Below are 18257 nucleotides of genomic sequence, written 5' to 3'. Positions count from 1 at the left end.
GACCATTGTGGCAGGGCATACCAATTAGACCGTGATTCTTGCAGTACCTAACGGCTTGGGGCCCGTACGATGTCCGAATGGCGGTGACCGATTCCCCGTACCAGGCCTACGACAACCCGGAGGTCGGCGAGAGTCAATCGCAGACGCGGTCCCTGCGTGACCGGGTGATCCCCCCCATGCGTGGCAGCGTCCTGTGGGGGTGGGTCGGCCCGCTGCTGGTCACGCTCTTCGGCGGCATCCTGCGCTTCGTCAACCTGGGCCACCCGCGGGCCGTGGTCTTCGACGAGACCTACTACATGAAGGACGCCTTCTCCCTGATCAACTGGGGTGTCGAGCGCGTCACGATCAAGGACGCGGACAAGGCGATCCTGGCCGGGAAGACCGACATCTGGCAGTCGTGCACGCAGGAGACGCTCGACAAGTGCGCCTCGTACGTGGTGCACCCGCCGCTCGGCAAGTGGATGATCGGCGCCGGTGAGTGGCTGTTCGGGCTCAACCCGTTCGGCTGGCGGTTCGCGGCGGCGCTGATCGGCACGTTGTCGATCCTCGTCCTGGCCCGGGTGGCGCGCCGGATGACCCGCTCCACGCTGCTCGGCTGCTTCGCCGGCCTGCTGCTGGCCCTCGACGGCCTGCACTACGTGCTGTCCCGCACGGCGCTGCTCGACGTGTTCCTGATGTTCTGGGTGCTGGCGGCCTTCGCCTGCCTGGTGGTCGACCGCGACCGCGCCCGCGAACGGCTGGTCGCCTGGTACGAGAACTCGCCCGTCTCGCCCCATGGCCCCTGGCTCGGCGCCCGGCCCTGGCGCCTGGCCGCCGGCGTCTGCCTCGCCTTCGCCATGTCCGTCAAATGGTCCGGACTCGCCTTCGCCGTCGCCTTCGCCATCATGTCCCTCATGTGGGACTTCGGCGCCCGCCGAGCCATCGGACTCAAACGCCCCTACGCCGGAGCCTGGAACAAGGACCTCCCCCACGCCCTGCTCTCCTTCACCGTCATCCCCTTCCTGGCCTACATGGCCACCTGGACCGGCTGGTTCGCCTCCGCCAACGGCTACGGCCGTAACTGGGACCAGGCCACCTCCTCCGGCCCCTTCTTCTTCCTGTTCGACTCCATGCGCTCATGGATCCAGTACCAGTGGCAGGTCTTCTCCTTCCACAACGGGCTGGAGACGTCCCATCCGTACATGTCGGAGCCGTGGCAGTGGCCGCTGCTGCTGCGTCCGGTGGCCTTCTTCTACGAGGGCAAGCAGAACGTGTGCGGGGCCAAGGACTGCTCGGAGGCGGTGCTCGGCGTGGGCACGCCGGTGATCTGGTTCGGCGCGCTGGCCGCGCTGGTGGCCCTGATCGCCTGGTACGTCTCCTCGCGCGACTGGCGGGCCGGGGCGGTGCTGCTGGCGTACGCGATGGGGTGGCTGCCCTGGTTCTACTTCGCCATCTCCGAGAACCGCACGATGTTCCTGTTCTACGCGATCCCCATGGTGCCGTTCATGATCCTGGCGCTGACGTTGTGCGCCGGGTTGCTCATCGGGCCCGCCACGCCGACGGAGAGCGGGGCCATGCCGATGCGCCGCACGCTGGGGGCCGCGGTGGTCGGCGCGTACGCGCTGCTGGCACTGATCAACTTCTGGTGGTTGCACCCGATCCTGTCCGCCGAAGTGATCCCGTACACCGAGTGGAAGGCCCGGATGCTGTTCGACAAACGATGGATCTGACCCGCTCACTGTAGGTAAACATCGGTTTCGTAGGGTAGTCGCTGTGCAAGACCCAATACGCACCGCATTCGGTCATCGTCATAGCTGGGTGCGATACGGCAAACTTCGAGGCATGAGTGCACCGGATGTCACCGCCCTTCTCGCCGAGTTGGAGCGATCTCAGCCGGACCTGGCCGAGGAGGCCAGGACCGCCGTCGAATGGTTGACGGGTGGGGAACCGCTGGAGACGGTGACCCAGCTCGACGTCTGCGAGTTCCTCTGGTACACGCTTCCGATCAAGGTGGGCCCGCTCCGGCCCGGAGGCGACCACGAACGCCTGTCCCGCTCACTGGCACGGCTGCTGCAGCTCGGCGGCATGGAACGTTACGCCGCCCTGTGCGTGTCCCCCACCACGGCGCAGATCCTGCGCACCTACGCCCAGGAGGGCGAGGACGCCGGCACCAGCGCCTACCAGAAGGCCCTGGAGGCCACGGGCGTGCTCCCGCCCGACGTGCCCGAGCTGCAGTGGAGCATGATCATGGGCCCCGAGGAGCTGGGCGCGCACGTGGCCTGCTCCGCGGCGCTCGAACTGGCGATCGTCGCCGGCGACGACGTCGACCGCGGCGCGCTCACCCGCCGCTGGCTCACCGAGCCCCGCGCCGAGCTGGGCGGCGACAGCTGGCTCAACCGCGTGCACGGCGAACGGCTCAACCGCTGGGTGCTCGGCCGCGGCCCGGCCAGGCGGGAGCTGGCGCAGCCGTTCGAGGTGCGCCTGCACGCGCCGGTCACGCCGCAACCGCTGCCCGCCCTGCGCAAGCTGCTGTCCCTGGCCGCCTCCGAGGGCAGCCTGCCGCTCCGGCTGGCCCCCTCGCCCGCGGCGCTGCGGCTGCGCGAGCTGGCCGAGCGCGAGCTCGGCGCGATCAGCCGCGACGGCGCCCGGCTGGCCATCACCGACTACGGCCGGCACCTGCTGGGCTCGCCGGAGGCCATGTGGGAGGCGGTCACCCGGCTGCTGCTGGCCAGGGGCGAGCACGAGTTCGAGGTCTCGGCCCGCGAGGCCACGCTCATGCTGCTGGCCGACGGCGTCCTGATGTCCCCCGCCCAGTTGCGCGAACGGGTGGCCGAGGTGGTGGGCGGCGAGGGCTGGCACCCGGCCACGAGCCTCGACGACGTCACCGCGCCGGTCGCCGACCTGGTCTCCCAGCTCACCGCGCTGGGCCTGGCCTACAGCGACGACCTGGTCGTCCGGATGGACCGGCCCGGCCAGTACGCGGCCCTGGCCGCGCTGCGCGCCCACGCCCTGCGCCCGCGCAAGTACGTCAGCTCTGGCTGACGGCCTTCACGGCCTGCTTGAACTCGGGGCACTCGACCAGCGGGTCGTGCTCGCACACGGCCGCGTGGCGCAGGCTGTCGCGCAGCCGGGTGAGCTGCCGCACCCGCTGGTCGACCTCGCGTTCCTTGGCGGCCATGCGCTCACGCAGCCGCGTGTCCGCCGGCCGGGCGCGCAGGAACTCGGCGATCTCCGACAGCGTGAACCCGGCGTCGCGGGCGCAGGTGATCAGCGCCAGCCGGTCGAGCGTCTCGGGCAGGTAGACGCGGCGCAGGCCGTTGCGGCCCTCGGCCTCGATGAGCCCCTTGCGCTCGTAGAAGCGCAGCGCGGACGCGGCCAGCCCGGTACGCCTGGCCACCTCGCCAATGTCGATCAACGTGTCCCGCATGCCCCGGCTCCTCGACTTGAACCACCCTTCAAGCCGGATATTAGCGGAGACCCCCCGAAGAATGGTTACGCAGCGTAGTTACGATGGACACATGGAGCTCTTTCCGGCCATGCCACTCGAAGAGTGGGCCGACACCAAGGAGACCTTCCACCGCTTCGCGCAGATCGTCGGGAAAATCCGGCTGACGGTGAGTAACCGGCGTAACCATTGGTGGCAGGTGCCGTTCCATCTGACCGGGCGCGGCCTGACGACGCGTCCCATGGGCGGGCTCGGCGAGCAGCCGCTGTTCTGCGTGGACTTCGACCTCGTCCGCCACCGCCTGGTGATCGACGTGCTGGACGGCCGCAGCGCGGAGTTCAGCATGATCGGGCTGTCGGTGGCCGCGTTCCAGTCCCGGCTCTTCCAGACGCTGGCCGACCTGGGGATCCGGCCGGAGATCTGGGCGGTGCCGTACGACCTGGACGACGAGACGCCGTTCGCCGAGGACACCCGCCACGCGCACTACGACCCGGTCCTGATCAACCGCTACTGGCGGATCCTGTCGCAGGTGGCGCAGCTGCTCGACCGGTTCGCCGCGGACTTCGGCGGCAAGGTCAGCCCGGTGCACCACTTCTGGCACACGTTCGACATCGCGGTCACCCTCTTCACCGGACGCCCGGCCGACGTGCCGGAGGAGGCCGACCCGGTCACCCGCGAGGCGTACAGCCGGGAGGTGATCAGCGCCGGGTTCTGGTTCGGCGACAAGGAACGGCCCTGGCCGGCGTTCTACTCCTACACCGCGCCGGAGCCGAAGGGGCTGGAGCGGGAGCCGCTGCTGCCCGAGCAGGCCGAGTGGCTGCCCGCGCGCGGCAGCCATCTGGCCGTGCTGCGCTACGACGACGTGCGCGCCATGGGCGATCCGGTGGCGAGCGTGCTGGAGTTCCTGCAGAGCGCCTACCAGGCCGGGGCCAAGCTGACCCACCTGGACGTCGAGGAGCTGGCCTGCCCCGGCGGCATCACCGACCCGTACTACGTGAAGAACCGCCCGGCCTGAACGACGCGAAAGCCCGCCCTCCGGAGAGGGCGGGCTTCCACGTGTGCGTGTACCGGTGTGCAGGTCGCCTCTCGGCGAAAGGCACAACGCGGCTCCAGCCGAACGGTAGTCCGCGAAGGCAATAGGTGAGGCCCGGGGACACTGGACACACCGGCCACGGTCTATGTAACGGGGGTTCCCCCAGGAACATTCCCCGCGTTCCCCCCGATTCCGCTCAGGTCCGGACGGCGGCCGGCTGCCGGGCCGGCAGCCCGTTCTCGCGGACCAGCAGCAGGACGGCGAAGGCCAGCAGGCCCGCGACACCGCCGGTCCAGGCGACGGTGGAGCCCACGGCCGCCGCACTGACCTGCGCGCCGATGAGCGACTGGGCGCAGGCCAGGCCGAAGGAGCCGCCGAGCTGCTTCGACAACGCCGAACCCGCGGTGGCCGCGCCCATGTCGGCGTGCGGGACGCTGCCCTGCGTGGCGATGGTGAGCCCGCCCATGGCCGGGCCCGTGCCGAGCCCCACGAGCAGCAGCCAGACCCCGACCAGGTACGGCGAGGTGCCCGGCCCGAGCGCGGCGAAGGCGAGCGTGCCGGCGGTGACCAGCGCGGCCCCGGTCAGCAGCACCGGCCTGGTACGGCCGGACCGCAGCACGAGGACGGCCGTCAGCCGGTTCCCGGCGATCATGCCCACCAGCATCGGGAGCAGCAGCAGGCCGGACACCGTGGCCGAGTAGGCGCGTACGTGCTGGAGGTACAGCGGCAGCAGCACGCCCGCGGGCAGCCCCGCCACCTGGAAGAAGAACCCGCCCGCGAGCAGCGCCGCGTACGTGCGGCGGCGCATCAGCCGCGGCGGCAGCACCGGCGTGTCCGCCCGCCGCTCGACGGGGACGAGCGCGACCAGCAGCGCCACCCCGCCGAGCAGCGAGCCGAGCACGGCCGGGTCGCTCCAGCCGCGGCCGGTGTTGCCCTTGAGGCTCAGGCCGATCAGCACCAGCGACAGGCCCGCGGTGAGCAGCGCGATCCCGGCCGCGTCGAGCCTGCCCGAGGTGCGCGGCGGACGCCGGTCGGGCAGCAGCAGCGCGATCAGCGCGGCCGCGAGCGCCCCGGCGGGCAGGTTGACCAGGAACGCCCAGCGCCAGCCCGCGTGGTCGGCCAGCAGGCCCCCGACCAGCGGCCCGCCGACCATGCCGACGATCATCATGGCGGCCAGCAGGGTCTGCATGCGGATCAGGCCCTCGCTCCGGTGCGGCGGATGGAGGTCGCGGATCAGGGCCATGCCCAGCGTGAGCAGCGCGCCCGCGCCGACCCCCTGGACGGCCCTGCTGACGATCAGGACCTCCATCGAGCCGGCGAGCCCGCAGGCCAGGGAGCCGGCCAGGAAGATCGCGAGGCCGGAGAGGAGGAGGCGGCGGCGGCCGTACAGATCGGAGAAGCGGCCGTAGATGGGGACGCTCACCGACGAGGTGAGCAGGTAGGCGGTGATCAGCCAGACGTACCAGGAGGTGGTGCCGCCGACCTGCGCGACGATGCGCGGGAGCGCGGTGCCGACGACGGTGCCGTCGAGCATGCCCAGGAAGGCGCAGCCGAGTAAGGCGAAGGTGACCGCCGTGCGGCGGCGGGGCGCGAGGTCCTCGTAGAGGTCGGTCAAGGGCGTTCGCCCGCCCCGAGCGCGCCGTTCAGGAACAGGTCCACCAGCTCTTCCGAGCCCAGCGGGGACGGGCCGCGGCCGGCCGCCATCACCAGGAACTGGAACGCCTCGGCCAGGCGCTCGGGGGCCAGCCTGAGCCGGTCGCGCTCGGGCTCGAACAGCCCGGCCAGGGCCTCGCGGGAGGCCGCCATCGACTCCTCCCGCCCGGACCCGGGCCGCCCGCCCCCTTCGGCGGCGCGAGGCTCGCCTCCCGGTGCCGGGCGGGCCTCGCCTCCGGGTGCCGGGCGGCGCAGGCCGCCCGTGGTGGCGAGGGCGCCCGCGACCGCGCCCATCCTGGCGAGGTAGCCGCGCAGCGCCTCGGCGGCCTCCACCAGCCGGTCGGCCAGCGGCAGGTCGAGGGAGATCGCGGACACGTGGGCGAGGGTGTCGTCGGGGCGCAGCGCCTCGGCCATACAGGCGGCGAGCAGCGCCTCCTTGTCGCCGAAGGCGCGGAAGATCGTGCCCTCGCCGATGCCGGCCGCGCGGGCGACCTGGGCGGTGGTCACGGAGGTGCCGTACTCCACCACCAAGGGGAGGGCGGCCTTCACGATCATCTCGCGGCGTCGTTCGGGGCTCATCGCCGGCGCTCTCCGCCGGCTCGTCTCGTTCGTCATACTGACGACAGTACGGAGTGAGTACTCACTCCGTCAAGGGCACGGGCGTCGCCGTGGCACCATCGAAGGCGTGCCTTTCGCCATGACGACGGGCGGCGTCAAGCTGTCCTACCAGGTCCGCGGCAGCGGTCCCGCGCTCGTGCTGCTCCAGGGCCAGGCCAACGACCACCGCTGGTGGGACCCGGTCCGCGACGACTTCGACCGCGCCCACCGCACGATCACCTTCGACTACCGCGGCACCGGCGACAGCGACAAGCCCGACGAGCCCTACACCACCCGCGGGTTCGCCGAAGACGTGCTGGCCGTGCTCGACGAGCTGGGCGTCGCCCGTGCCGACGTCTACGGCACGTCGATGGGCGGCCGGGTGGCCCAGTGGCTGGCCGCCGACCATCCCGGCCGGGTCGGGGCGCTCGTGCTCGGCTGCACCTCCCCCGGCGGCGTCCACGGCCTCGAGCGCGGCGCCGACGTGCGCAGGGCGCTCGCGCAACGCGACCGGGCCGCCGCCGGGCGGGCGCTGCTGGAGCTGATGTACACGCCGGGCTGGCTGGCCACGCATCCGGGGCCGTACCGGACGGTGGGCGATCCGGGCATGCCCGCCCACGCGCGCCGCCGCCACCTGGCCGCCAGCGCCGGGCACGACGCCTGGGCCGTGCTGCCCGCCATCGCCGCGCCGACGCTGGTCGTGCACGGCGCCGACGACGTGTTCAACCCGGCCGCCAACGCCCCGCTGCTGGCCGGGCGCGTCCCGGGGGCGGAGCTGCGGCTCATCGAGGGGGCGCGGCACGCCTACTTCGAGGAGTTCCGCGAGGTGGCGGGCCCGCTGGTGCTGGAGTTCCTGGCGCGCTCGCGCGGGTGAGCCGGGCGGCCAGCCCCTGAAGGTGGGCGACGAGCTCGGGCGGCTCGTGCGCCTCGAACTCGCAGCCGAGCGTGATCAGCCGGAAGGCCAGCCAGTCCAGGGTGTCGGCGGAGGCGCGCAGGAGGCAGGTGTCCGCGTCCAGCGGGGTGAGCTCGCCGGGGATCGCGCGGGCCACGACCTCGGCGGGCGCGTGCAGGGTCACCACCGCCTCGTACGTGGGCGCGCCCGAGTAGAGCTTGGCGGCGACGTACGCGGCGGGGTCCGCCGGCTCGGTCGTGGTGATCCGGGCGCCCGTGGCCCGTACGTCGTCCATGCGGTCGACGCGGAACAGCCGCCGGTCGTCCCGGTCGTGGTCGTGGGCCAGCAGGTACCAGCGCCGCCCGGCGGCCACCAGCCGGTACGGGTCCACCAGCCGGGCACTCCGCGCGCCGTCGCCCGCCAGGTACCGGAAGCGCACCCGTTCGCGGTTGGCGACGGCCATGGCCAGCGTCGTGAGCCGGCCCGGATCGACGTCGAACCCCTCGGCGCCGGGCAGCGGGACCGTCGCGGCGCCGAGCGAGGCCACCCGGTGGCGCAGCCGGGACGGCAGCACCTGCTCCAGCTTGGCCAGCGCGCGCACCGACGCCTCCTCGATGCCCTGCACGGGATGCCGGGCCGCGGTCACCAGGCCCACGGCGATGGCGACGGCCTCCTCGTCGTCCAGCAGCAGCGGCGGCATGGCCGCGCCCGCGACCAGCCGGTAGCCGCCGTCGGCGCCCATGGTGGCGACCACCGGGTAGCCGAGGTCGCGCAGCCGCTCGACGTCGCGCCGGACCGTACGGCGGCTGACCCCGAGCCGCTCGGCCAGCTCGCCGCCCGGCCATTCGCGCGGGGTCTGGAGCAGCGACAGCAGGCTCAGCAACCGCAAGGACGTCATGGTTCAAGGATGCCGCCGATGTAGGACAGGAGTTGACCTACTGGCCTCCTAATGTCGTCTCGACACACCGATCGAGGAGGCACATCATGACCGTCAACCCCATCCCCGAGGGCTACACCACCGTGACGCCGTGGATCATCTCGCGGGACACGGCCGGACTGATCGACTGGCTCAAGGCCGCCTTCGACGCCGTCGAGCTGGGCCGGATGACCGGCCCGGACGGCGACGTCCAGCACGCCGAGGTGCGGATCGGGGACGCCGTGGTGATGATGTTCGACGCCCGGCCCGAATGGCCCGCGACGCCCGGCTTCCTCCGCCTGTACGTGCCCGACGCGCAAGCCGTCCACCGCCGCGCGGTCGAGGCGGGCGGCACGTCCGTCACCGACGTCACGCACCTGTTCTTCGGCGACCTCGTCGGCCGGGTGCGCGACCCCTGGGGCAACCTGTGGTGGATCCAGACCCACGTCGAGGACGTCTCCGCCGAGGAGGCGGAGCGCCGCCTGGCCGACCCCGGGTTCGTCAAGGCGATGGAATACGTCCAGAGCGCGGAATTCTTCCCCGGGCGGTGAGCGCGGCGATCGCCGGCAGCGGGAAGAGCAGCAGGTAGAGGTTGGGGATCCACCAGGCGGGCGAGAAGTCGCCGCGCAGCGTCCAGAACGCGATCGCCATCAGCCCCGAGGCCGCCGTCAGCACCAGCGACACCAGCATCAGCGGCTCGCCCGCGGGCGAACGCCGGCGCAGCAGCCACAGGCTGGTCAGGCCGGTGGCGCTGGCCAGGAGGTCGATCCAGAGGAACGACCAGTTCCAGTCGGCCATCAGCGGATCGGCATAGTCGGCGAAGGCCCACTCGGGCGGGATCAGGCCGAGGCCGGTGATCGTGAAGTAGGCCACGAAGCCGACATCCGTCAGCACCATCAACGCCTTAGTCGCGCGCAGCACGGTCGATGGCCTCCATCAGGTAGCGGCGGGTGGGTTCGTGCAGGCCGGGGCCGGGTTCGCCGAGGCCGAGCAGGCGGGCGGCCCACCAGCCGTCCACCGCCAGCCGGACGGCGGTCGCGGCGGCCGGGTCGATGCCGTCGTCGGCCAGCCGGGCCTGCCAGGCGGCGAACCGCTCGCGCAGCGGCTCCAGCCCGGCCGGGTCGACCAGCACGCCCGCCAGCAGGGCGACGGTGACCCGGTCGGCCGGGACGGAGGCGGTGTGCCGTTCGGGGATCGTGGCCCGCACGTACGCCCGCAGGAAGTCGCCCGGCCGGCCGCCCGCCGCCGCCAGCGCCTGGTCGAAGGCGTCGGTCAGCCGCGCGACCATGGCGGCGACCAGAGCCTGCTTGGTCGGGAAGTGGTAGAACAGGCCGCCTTTGGAGACGCCCGCCCGCCGGGCGACCGCCTCCAGCGTCAGCGACTCCGCGCCCTCCGTCAGCAGCACGTCGGCGGCGGCGTCGAGCAGCCGGTCCTTGGAACTGGGTCGTGGCATGGCCATTACTGTACCGGCTGACCGGTACAGTTTCGAGCCGTTCCATCCCGCGCATAACGTCATCCGACATCCGCACCCAGCCGATCGGAGCGAGCCCATGGATCATGTCGCGCACTTCCACCGAGAGGTGCGGGCGTTCGAGGCGGCCGCGCGGCGGGCGACCGCGTCGGGTGGCGCGCCCCTCGTGCCGTCCTGTCCCGGGTGGTCGGTCGCCGACCTGGTCATCCACCTCGGCGCGGTGCACCGGCACGTGCACGCCGTCATCGACGAGCGCCTTCCCGGGCTGCCCGACCCCGCCGACGTCGCCGTCCTCGGCCTGCCGGCGGACTTCGGCGACTGGCCCCATCCCGACCGCGCGCCCAACACCGGGCCGGTGCCCCCGGCCGTGCTCGACTGGTTCGCCGAGGGCGCCGCGCGGCTCGGAGCGCGCTTCTCCGCCGCCTCCCCCGACGACCCCGCCTGGACGTGGTCCGCCGAGCAGACCGTCGGGTTCTGGCAGCGCATGCAGGCCATCGAGGCGGCCATCCACCGCTGGGACGCCGAGAACGCGCTCGGCACGGCCGCCCCGATCGACGCCGCGTTCGCCGCCGACGCCGTCACCCAGGTCTTCGAGGTGATGGCCCCGGCCCGCAGGTCCTGGACGCAGGCCCCGCCCGGGGCGGGCGAGCGCTACCTGTTCCGCCAGAGCGACGGGCCGGGGGTGTGGGCGGTGTGCTTCGACGGCGACGACGTCCGGCTCACCGGCGACTCGAAGGCCGCGGTGGAGCTTGTCGGAACGGCCTCCGACCTGCTGCTGCACCTGTGGCACCGGCTGCCCGCCGACCGGCTCGACGTCCGCGGCGACCGGGCCCTGCTCGACCGTTACTTCACGCTCGTCCCGCCGGTGTGAGCCTGCCGCGGCCTCACGCCTCCCCGTCGAGGCGCTCGACCACCACCCCGCCCGGATGCAGCGGCAGGCGACGCCCGGACACCCGGTGCAACGGCAGCCGGACGAGCACCGGATCGGCCAGCTCCGGCCAGGGCGCGCCGGTCAGCCGCTCCAGCCGCCCGGCCTCCTCCCGATCCCGGACGACCTCCGCGACGCCGGTCACCAGCACGCTCCACCCGGTGCGCATGGCCGGCTCCATGTCGTCGATCTCGAACGCCATCGGCACACGGTGCTCGATCGCCTCCAGGATGCGGCCGGGCGGGATCCGGAACACGACGGTGTCGGCGTCGAGCGTGAAGTTCACCGGCAGCACGATGATCGTGCCGCCCGGCCGCGCCCACGCCACCCGGCCCACGGGGACCGTGGACAGCAGCGTCAGGCACTCCTCGCGACTCATCGTCCGGATGGCCCCCAGATCCATGCCGTCCATCCTCTCACCTGGGCGGACGCTTCCTCTCGACAGGCTCGCGGGCGGTGGCGAGCATGGAGTCGAGCGCCTTCCGCGAAGCCGCCAGGCGGCTGATCTCGCCGCTGATGCGGGCGCGCTCGCGGTTGAGGTTGTCCATCATCTCGGGGCAGGAGGAGGGCACCATGTCGGCGCCGTCGTCGTGGACGCAGTGCAGCACCCTGGTGATGACCGACGTGGGCAGCCCGGCTTCGAGCAGCGCGCGGATGTGGCGCACCTCCGCGACGTCGGTCTCGGCGTACTCGCGGTAGCCGTTCGGCCGGCGCAGCGGTTTGAGCAGGCCCTGGTCCTCGTAGTAGCGCAGCAGCCTGCGGCTCACTCCGGTCTGCCGGGCGAGATCGCCGATTCGCATGGAACCTCCGGGTTGACCTTCACATGGATGTGACCCTTTATCGTCCCCATTGTCGCCACTACAGATGGGAGATGAAGGTGTCCGGAGCAGTGATCATCGCAGCGGGGCCGGGGATCGGGCAGGCGGTGGCGCGCCGGTTCGCCGCCGAGGGACTGCCGGTCGGCCTGATCGCGCGCAGCGCGCGGACGGTGGAGTCGGCCGCGGCGTCCCTGTCCTCCTACGGGGTGCCGGTCGCCACGGCGGTCGCCGACAGCGCCGACGAGGACGCGTTGCGCGCCGCGCTCGACAAGACGGCCGCCGAGCTGGGCCCGCCCGACGTCGTGGTGTACAACGCCGCGATCGTCCAGGCCGACCGGCCCGGGGAGCTGCCGGCGCGGGCCCAGCTCGACGCGTACGCGGTCAACGTCGTCGGGGCGCTCACCGCCGCCACCCACGTGGCGCCGGGGATGGCCGGGCGCGGCGGCGGCACGTTCATCGTCACCGGCGGCATGCCGCATCCCAAGCCGGACTACGTGAGCCTGTCACTGGGCAAGGCCGGCGTACGGACCCTGGTGACCCTGCTCGACCAGGAGTACGGCGCGGACGGCGTGCACGTGGCCGGCGTCACGGTGGCCGGCGTGGTCGCCCCCGGCACCGCCTTCGACCCCGACGACATCGCCGAGCACTACTGGCGCCTGCACACCCAGCCCCGCGACCAGTGGGAACACGAGGCCCAGCACCTCGGCACCTGACCCCTCACCAGGCGGCGACCGGCGACTCGCCCTCGCCCGAGCGCTCGCCCGCGTCGATCGGGACCGCCGTGTCGGACCCGTCGGCGAGGTCGACCCGGTGCGCCCGCCATCCGTCCGTGTACAGCAGTTGCCCGCCGGTCCCGTCGATGCTGAAGCGAAGGCCCAGCGAGGCTCCGCGCGGCAGGGTCAGCCGCGCCACCACCTGGGGCCGGCCGCCCCCGATCGGCACCCGCTCGACGTCGTGACCGGTGGAGTAGAGCAGAGCGCTCCCGTCGGGGGTGAAGGCCACCGACTGGGGGCTCCACACCGCCCTGTCCGGCCTGACCGGCCGCGACGCGGCGATCAGATCGGTGCCCGCGTTCCCCAGGTCGAGCACGCTGAGGCCCCCTCGGCCCAGCACCGTGGCCACCCGCCGCCCGTCGGGGGCCCAGGCCAGGCCCATGACGGCGGTGCTCTCCCGGGTGACCCAGTCCCGCCGCCGCCCGGTGGCCAGATCGAGGACCGCCACCTTGGTCCCGCCGCCGATGAGCGTGACGGTGTAGGCGAGCCTGGTGCCGTCCTGGCTGAGCGCCATCGCGGTCACCTGGTCGCGCTCGGGTTCCAAATCGGGCACGAGTTCCGGCTCGCCGGGCCGTCCCTTCTCGTCGAGACGGATGCGGAAGAGCCGGAGGGGCGTGTCCAGCCCCGTCCATCCGGCCAGCACGAACGTGCGGTTGTCGGGGGCGGCGGCGACGAGGTGCCAGGACGAGCGCACCCCGGGCGGCAGCGGCACGGCCGCCACGAAGGCGCCCGTCACGGCGTCGTTCACGGCGGGCGGCACCGGCGTGGCGGTTGCCGTCTTGGACGAGTCCGCGAAGGAGAAGATCGGCGTCCGGGCGGTGACGAAGAAGCGCGGCGGCCCGGTCGCCGTCAGGGGCTTGCCCGTCGCCATGGGCTCGGCCAGGGAGGTCGCCGGAACCAACGGCGGCGGCCGGAAGTACGACGGCGACGGAGTCCCGCCCGGCATCGCGGGGGCGTCCGTGGCGACGCGCGGCATGGCCGGGGCCAGGCTGGACGACGGCGGCGCGGACGGGTCGTTCATCAGGGACACCCGCTGGGTCGCCGGGTCGGCGCAACCGCCGGTCAGCGTGAGCACGATCAGGCCCGCTAAGGCCACCTCCGTACGGGATCGCATGCCTCGATCGTGCCACAGCCGCCGCCTATCCGGCGGGCGGGCCGGCGGCGATCGCCACCCGGTTCCAGACGTTGATGGCGGCGATCGTCCACAGCAGGTGGGCCAGCGCGGTCTCGTCGAAGTGCTCGCGGGCCGCGTCGAACACCTCCTCCGGCACCCCGGCCTCGGCGATCCTGGTCATCGACTCGGTGAGCGCCAGCGCCGCGCGTTCGGGCCCGGTGAACAGGGTGCTGTCGCGCCAGAGGGCGAGGTTGTGCAGGCGTTCGGCGTCCTCGCCCGCCTCCAGGGCGGCGCGGGTGTGCATGCCCAGGCAGACCGCGCAGCCGTTGAGCTGCGAGGCCCGCACCCGGACCAGCTCGGCGAGCGCGGGATCGAGCTCCCGGCTCGCGGCGGCGTCGAAGCGGGCCATCGCAGCATGCACGCCGGGCGCGGCGCCGTGCAGGTCGATGCGCATCACGCCACCTCCAGGGGACGGCGGCCCTGCACGGAGTAGGTCACGCACGAGGTGGCGCGGAAGTCCGGATGGGCCAGCAGCGCGCGCACGTCGGCGAGCTGCCGGTCGGTCAGGCCCTCCTCGGCGAACCGGTCGCGCAGGTGCCTGGTGTGGTGGGCGACCAGCCGCGCCCCCGGCGAGCGCGCGTCCCACAACTCCACCCGGGGCCTGGGGTCGACGCCGGTCAGCCCGGCCCGCCGCATCGCCGCCGCCGCGTGACGTCCCCAGGCCACGTCCACCCCGGCGCGCGTCATCACGCGGATCTTGGCCTGCATGAACGTCTCGTAGAGCTCGGCCGAGGCCGGGTCGGGCATCAGCAGCCCGGGGCCGTAGGTGATGTCGAACTCGTCGAGCTGCAGCACGCCGCCCGGCTTGAGCGCCCGGACGAGCCGGTCCAGCACGGCCAGCCGCTCCGGCAGGAGCAGCAGCACCAGCCGCGCGTGCACCACGTCGAACGCGGCCTCCGGCAGCGGGTCGCGGACGATGTCGTGCCTGACCACCTCCAGCCGTGGGGTCACGGGCTCGAAGGCGGGCTCGATGTCGGTGGCCAGCACGCTCCCGGCCGATCCGACGCGGCGGGCCAGCCACTCCGCCACGCTGCCACCGCCCGCGCCCACCTCCAGGCACCGCATACCGGGCCCGACGCCCGCCTCGGCCAGGCGTTCGATGGTCATCGGGTCGTAGGCCAGCTCCAGGCAGCGGTGCTGCTCGGCGACGTGGTCGCGGCGCTCGCCGAACACGTAGGCGGTCCGGCTCATCGGCCGCTCCTCATCGGGCTGCGCGGGACGGGCACCGCCGACTGCGCGGCCAGGCGGGTGAGGGTGGCGGCGCAGACCTTGCCGGTCGGGCCGAGCGGCAGTTCGGGCAGCCAGAGGAACCGTTCGGGGAGTTTGCGCCGGTCCAGGCCGCGTTCCTCGCGCAGGTAGACGATCAGCTCGGCCGGGGACGGCGGTCTCGCGCCGGGCCGCGGCGACACGCAGGCGCACATGCGCTCCCCCAGGTCGTCGTCCGGCACCGGGACGCAGAAGGCGTCGGCGACGTCGGGATGGGCGCTGAGCTCGCGCTCGACCTCGGCCGGGGAGATGCTGAGGCCGCCGCGCATCACGACGCGCTTGATCCGGTCGAGGACCCACAGCGTGCCGTCGGGGTCGAGGCGGCCCAGGTCGCCGGTGCGGACCCAGCCGCCGGGGGCGCGGTAGCGGTCGTCCAGGTCGGGGGCGGCGACGTAGCACAGGGGGGTCATCGGGCCGAGGGCCCAGATCTCGCCCGGCTCGCCCGGCGGCACCGGCTCGCCGTCGGCGTCCCGGATCGTGATCTCGGCGACGGCGGGGTCCGGGGTTCCGGCCAGGCCGGGGGCCCACCGGTCCGGGGCGCGGCCGGTGTGGCAGTTGACGCCGTCGGTGGAGCCGTACACGTTGACGAGCGGCACGCCGAACCGGCGGGCGCACGCCTGCCTGGCCTCGCCGTGCAGGGGCTGGGCGCTGCTGACGACGCGGCGCAGCGACGACAGGTCGGCCTCGGCCGCCGAGTCGGCCATGCGGCGCAACATCGTCGGGACGCCGTACAGGTGGGTGGGGCGGTGCCGCTCGACGGCGCGCAACGCGTCGGCGGCGTCGAAGCGGGCGCGCAGGATCAGCGTGCCGCCGTGCCGGGCCAGCAGGACGGAGGTGCCGCAGGAGCCGTACGAGGAGGCCAGCGAGACCAGCAGCAGGTTGCGCGTGGGCCCGTCCTCGCCCAGCACGGCCCGCAGGTAGGCGCCCCGGCCCCCGGCCATGGCGTTGTGGGAGTAGGCGACCATCTTCGGCTCGGACTCGGTGCCGGAGGAGAGCAGGATCCGGGCGGGCCGCTCGGCGTCCGGGCACGCGGGCCGCCACGCGCGGACGTCCTGCTCGGCCACCTCGTCGAGCGATCGGGCGCCGGGCGTGGGCGGGCCGAACGTCCATGTCTGCTCCAGGTACGGCAGCCCGGCCCGCAGCCCCAGGGCCAGCTCGGGCACGGTGATCAGCGCGGCCGCCCGGGACCGGTTCAGCAGGCCCGCGATGTCGCGCCGTCCCCGCGTGTGCGGGATGGGCAGGGCCACCGCGCCGACGGCGGCCACCGCCAGCTCGGCCACCACCGCGTCGCGCCCGTTGGGCAGCAGGACGGCGACGATGTCGGCCGTTCCCCGCCCGGCGGCGGCCAGTGCGGCGGCGGCCCGGCGCACGCGGGCGTCCAGCGCGGCGAAGTCGAGCGAGCCGGTCTCGTCGGCGACCGCCGCACGCTCCGGCGTGCGCCGCACGTGCCGGCTGAACAGGCTGTACAGGTCCAGGCCGGGGCACCAGCCGCGGGCGGTCCATGCCGCGCGCACGCCCGCGGGCACGCGGTCGGCCAGGACGATCCCGTTGGCCGACGTCCAGGGCAGGGGGTCGGTACGCATTCAGAGGGCCTCCTCGTGGTGGGGGGCTGGCACGAACGTCCAGGGGGCACGGCTGTAGGCGGCTTGCGGGGTACGGTCGAGCACCCGGTGGAACGCCGGGTCGTCGGCCATGGCGGCCAGATCCGTCACGGGCGCGGCCTCCCGGCTCCCCGGCGGCGTCCCGGGCGGGGTGACGCGCAGCAGGCGGGCCGCGTCGATGAGCGCCGTCCCGGCGCGGACGCCGGCGCCGGTGCGGGCGCGCGCCACCAGCGCCGCGACGACGGCTTCGGCGCTGATCAGCGCGCCCAGCACGTCGGTCAGCGTCATCAGGGACGGCGCGGGCTGCTCGCCGGGCCCGGCCAGCCGCGCCGCCACCCCGCTGTAGGCCTGCACCAGGTAGTCGGTGCCCATGGGCTGCGGCGGGGGCAGCGCCTCGGCCCACCCCCCGGCCTGCGCGTACACCAGGGACGGCCGGACGGGCGCGAGGTCGTCGTGGTCCAGCCCGTACGAGCAGGCCCGGCCGGGCGGCCAGTTGTGCAGGAACACGTGGGCGCAGGCGATCAGGCGCAGGGCGGCCCGGCGTCCGGCGGCGGACTTGAGGTCGGCTTCGAGGGCGCGTTTGCCGCGGTTGAGCGCGAGGAACCGGGCCGAGGTCGGCCCCGCCATCGGCGGCACGCCGCGCAGCGGGTCCCCGCCGGGCGGCTCAAGGCGTACGACGTCCGCGCCGAGCAGGCCGAGCACGTGGCCGGCCAGCGGCCCCTGCACCCGGTTGGTGGACTCCACGACGAGCAGCCCGGCCAGCGGGCCCCGGGCGTCCCGGGCGAGCGGCGGCAGGCCGGCCGGCTCCCCGGCGGCGGCCTCGGCGGCGTCCTCGGTCAGTGCGCGCAGCCGCCACGGCGAGGCGGGCGGGGGCGCCAGCGGCGCGTCCGCGTCCCGTACGGGCAGCACGCTGACGCCGGCGTCCGCGGCGGCCGCCACGACGTCCCGGTATCCGGCGGCGGCGGCCGTCCGGCCCAGCCCGGCCGGCAGCGTGCAGGTCGCCGTCGCGAACCGCTGCTGGAACGGCGGCCAGCCCGCCGCCGCGGCCCTCGGCTCGGCGCCGAGCAGGTCCCAGAACCGCCGCCAGCACTCCGCGTCGAACGTCTCGATCTCGAACCGCACCCCGTCCGCCGACCGGAACGGCGGCACCCGGCCCGCTCCCGGGGACGGCACGCGTCCGGCGGAGAGGGGCGGGTCGAAGCGTTCACAGGTGGCGACGGCGATGTACTGGGTGAGCGCGAGCAGCGCCGCCTGCGCCACGGACGTGCGCGCCGCCAGCGCGGGCCCGCCCCGCAGCAGGGCGAGCAGGACCGCCGTGAGCGCCTGGGCGGTGAGCACCCCCGCGCACACCGACGCGTAGTCCAGGCGCAGCGCCCTCGGCCCGCCGGCGGCCCGCCCGTGCACGTGGGCGATCCCGCAGGCCGCCTGCACGTCGCGCTCGCCCTCCATCGGCACCCCGACCGGCCCCGACCAGCCGATCCCGCACTCCGGCAGCGCCTCCCCCGGCCTGCCGAACGGCGCGGAGGCGACCCCCAGCCATCCGGCGGGCGACCCGTCCGGCGGCGGCGCGCCGTCGAACCGGACCTCGCAGCCCAGCGCGCACAACCGCTGGACGGCCACCCGCAACGCCACCGACTCGCCGCGCGCCCGCACGACCACGCCCGCCAGCGGCCGGGCGACCGCCTCCCGCTCGGCGACGGACCGGCCCACG

The 18257-nt window shown here is 74.0% G+C and carries 20 protein-coding genes; 7 read left to right on the top strand and 13 right to left on the bottom strand.

Annotation, left to right across the window (positions count from 1 at the left end; genetic code table 11):
- The first annotated feature begins 77 nt into the window (after positions 1-77).
- Entirely contained in the window at positions 78-1709 is a 1632-nt protein-coding gene (locus ACFYUV_RS35960) for a dolichyl-phosphate-mannose--protein mannosyltransferase (RefSeq protein ID WP_387676850.1), read from the top strand.
- Positions 1710-1821: 112 nt separating this feature from the next.
- Entirely contained in the window at positions 1822-3021 is a 1200-nt protein-coding gene (locus ACFYUV_RS35955) for a hypothetical protein (RefSeq protein WP_358300844.1), read from the top strand.
- On the opposite strand, the gene ACFYUV_RS35950 is transcribed toward ACFYUV_RS35955, so the two are convergent.
- On the bottom strand, positions 3008-3406 hold the full coding sequence (locus ACFYUV_RS35950; RefSeq protein ID WP_352326258.1) for a MerR family transcriptional regulator: 399 nt from the start codon (positions 3404-3406) through the stop codon (positions 3008-3010). The two genes, ACFYUV_RS35955 and ACFYUV_RS35950, sit on opposite strands and share 14 nt — an antisense overlap.
- A 91-nt stretch (positions 3407-3497) precedes the next feature.
- Here ACFYUV_RS35950 and ACFYUV_RS35945 point away from each other — a divergent pair, with 91 nt between their 5' ends.
- Positions 3498-4439 carry a DUF5996 family protein gene (locus tag ACFYUV_RS35945; RefSeq protein WP_364341228.1) on the top strand — a complete coding sequence of 314 codons (942 nt, stop codon included), beginning with the start codon at positions 3498-3500 and terminating at the stop codon, positions 4437-4439.
- Between the two features lie 214 nt (positions 4440-4653).
- On the opposite strand, the gene ACFYUV_RS35940 is transcribed toward ACFYUV_RS35945, so the two are convergent.
- Together ACFYUV_RS35940 and ACFYUV_RS35935 are read right to left on the bottom strand one after the other, a co-directional pair.
- Positions 4654-6072 carry an MFS transporter gene (locus tag ACFYUV_RS35940; protein ID WP_387676847.1) on the bottom strand — a complete coding sequence of 473 codons (1419 nt, stop codon included), beginning with the start codon at positions 6070-6072 and terminating at the stop codon, positions 4654-4656.
- Positions 6069-6725, bottom strand: coding sequence for a TetR/AcrR family transcriptional regulator (locus ACFYUV_RS35935; RefSeq protein WP_387676845.1), 657 nt, complete (start codon positions 6723-6725; stop codon positions 6069-6071). Before ACFYUV_RS35935 ends, ACFYUV_RS35940 begins: the two co-directional genes overlap by 4 nt.
- Before the next feature lie 70 nt (positions 6726-6795).
- On the opposite strand from ACFYUV_RS35935, the gene ACFYUV_RS35930 reads away from it, so the two are divergent.
- Entirely contained in the window at positions 6796-7581 is a 786-nt protein-coding gene (locus tag ACFYUV_RS35930) for an alpha/beta fold hydrolase (protein ID WP_387676842.1), read from the top strand.
- Here the strand turns inward: ACFYUV_RS35930 and ACFYUV_RS35925 are convergent.
- On the bottom strand, positions 7490-8497 hold the full coding sequence (locus tag ACFYUV_RS35925) for a helix-turn-helix transcriptional regulator (RefSeq protein ID WP_387676839.1): 1008 nt from the start codon (positions 8495-8497) through the stop codon (positions 7490-7492). The genes ACFYUV_RS35930 and ACFYUV_RS35925 overlap by 92 nt on opposite strands.
- A gap of 86 nt (positions 8498-8583) precedes the next feature.
- On the opposite strand from ACFYUV_RS35925, the gene ACFYUV_RS35920 reads away from it, so the two are divergent.
- On the top strand, positions 8584-9066 hold the full coding sequence (locus ACFYUV_RS35920) for a VOC family protein (protein ID WP_387676837.1): 483 nt from the start codon (positions 8584-8586) through the stop codon (positions 9064-9066).
- On the opposite strand, the gene ACFYUV_RS35915 is transcribed toward ACFYUV_RS35920, so the two are convergent.
- Together ACFYUV_RS35915 and ACFYUV_RS35910 are read right to left on the bottom strand one after the other, a co-directional pair.
- Entirely contained in the window at positions 9017-9436 is a 420-nt protein-coding gene (locus ACFYUV_RS35915) for a DUF5360 family protein (RefSeq protein ID WP_352353063.1), read from the bottom strand. The genes ACFYUV_RS35920 and ACFYUV_RS35915 overlap by 50 nt on opposite strands.
- On the bottom strand, positions 9420-9968 hold the full coding sequence (locus ACFYUV_RS35910; protein ID WP_352326247.1) for a TetR/AcrR family transcriptional regulator: 549 nt from the start codon (positions 9966-9968) through the stop codon (positions 9420-9422). Before ACFYUV_RS35910 ends, ACFYUV_RS35915 begins: the two co-directional genes overlap by 17 nt.
- A gap of 97 nt (positions 9969-10065) precedes the next feature.
- On the opposite strand from ACFYUV_RS35910, the gene ACFYUV_RS35905 reads away from it, so the two are divergent.
- A complete protein-coding gene (locus ACFYUV_RS35905) occupies positions 10066-10857 on the top strand; it encodes a maleylpyruvate isomerase N-terminal domain-containing protein (RefSeq protein ID WP_387676834.1) in 792 nt (263 codons plus the stop codon).
- Positions 10858-10870: 13 nt separating this feature from the next.
- On the opposite strand, the gene ACFYUV_RS35900 is transcribed toward ACFYUV_RS35905, so the two are convergent.
- Together ACFYUV_RS35900 and ACFYUV_RS35895 are read right to left on the bottom strand one after the other, a co-directional pair.
- Positions 10871-11326, bottom strand: coding sequence for a pyridoxamine 5'-phosphate oxidase family protein (locus tag ACFYUV_RS35900; protein ID WP_387676831.1), 456 nt, complete (start codon positions 11324-11326; stop codon positions 10871-10873).
- A gap of 4 nt (positions 11327-11330) precedes the next feature.
- Entirely contained in the window at positions 11331-11714 is a 384-nt protein-coding gene (locus tag ACFYUV_RS35895) for a MerR family transcriptional regulator (RefSeq protein WP_387676828.1), read from the bottom strand.
- Between the two features lie 89 nt (positions 11715-11803).
- Between ACFYUV_RS35895 and ACFYUV_RS35890 the strand changes: the two genes are divergently transcribed.
- Positions 11804-12445: an SDR family NAD(P)-dependent oxidoreductase gene (locus ACFYUV_RS35890; protein WP_387676825.1), complete on the top strand. Its 642-nt coding sequence runs from the start codon at positions 11804-11806 to the stop codon at positions 12443-12445.
- Between the two features lie 4 nt (positions 12446-12449).
- On the opposite strand, the gene ACFYUV_RS35885 is transcribed toward ACFYUV_RS35890, so the two are convergent.
- The 5 genes from ACFYUV_RS35885 to ACFYUV_RS35865 are packed head-to-tail and all read right to left on the bottom strand — an operon-like array spanning position 12450 to position 18256.
- Complete coding sequence (locus tag ACFYUV_RS35885) at positions 12450-13619, bottom strand: hypothetical protein (protein ID WP_387676822.1); 1170 nt, start codon at positions 13617-13619, stop codon at positions 12450-12452.
- A 25-nt stretch (positions 13620-13644) separates the two neighbouring features.
- The gene (locus ACFYUV_RS35880; RefSeq protein WP_387676819.1) at positions 13645-14073 is read right to left on the bottom strand and encodes a carboxymuconolactone decarboxylase family protein; all 429 of its coding nucleotides are present in this window, start codon (positions 14071-14073) and stop codon (positions 13645-13647) included.
- Entirely contained in the window at positions 14073-14870 is a 798-nt protein-coding gene (locus tag ACFYUV_RS35875; protein ID WP_387676816.1) for a class I SAM-dependent methyltransferase, read from the bottom strand. Before ACFYUV_RS35875 ends, ACFYUV_RS35880 begins: the two co-directional genes overlap by 1 nt.
- On the bottom strand, positions 14867-16528 hold the full coding sequence (locus ACFYUV_RS35870) for a class I adenylate-forming enzyme family protein (protein ID WP_387676813.1): 1662 nt from the start codon (positions 16526-16528) through the stop codon (positions 14867-14869). Before ACFYUV_RS35870 ends, ACFYUV_RS35875 begins: the two co-directional genes overlap by 4 nt.
- Positions 16529-18256: a CoA transferase gene (locus ACFYUV_RS35865; RefSeq protein WP_387676810.1), complete on the bottom strand. Its 1728-nt coding sequence runs from the start codon at positions 18254-18256 to the stop codon at positions 16529-16531.
- Position 18257 lies beyond the last annotated feature (1 nt).

This window comes from Nonomuraea sp. NPDC003560 (genome assembly GCF_042878785.1).
GTDB lineage: Bacteria > Actinomycetota > Actinomycetes > Streptosporangiales > Streptosporangiaceae > Nonomuraea.
This window is presented reverse-complemented; position numbering and strand designations above follow the sequence as displayed.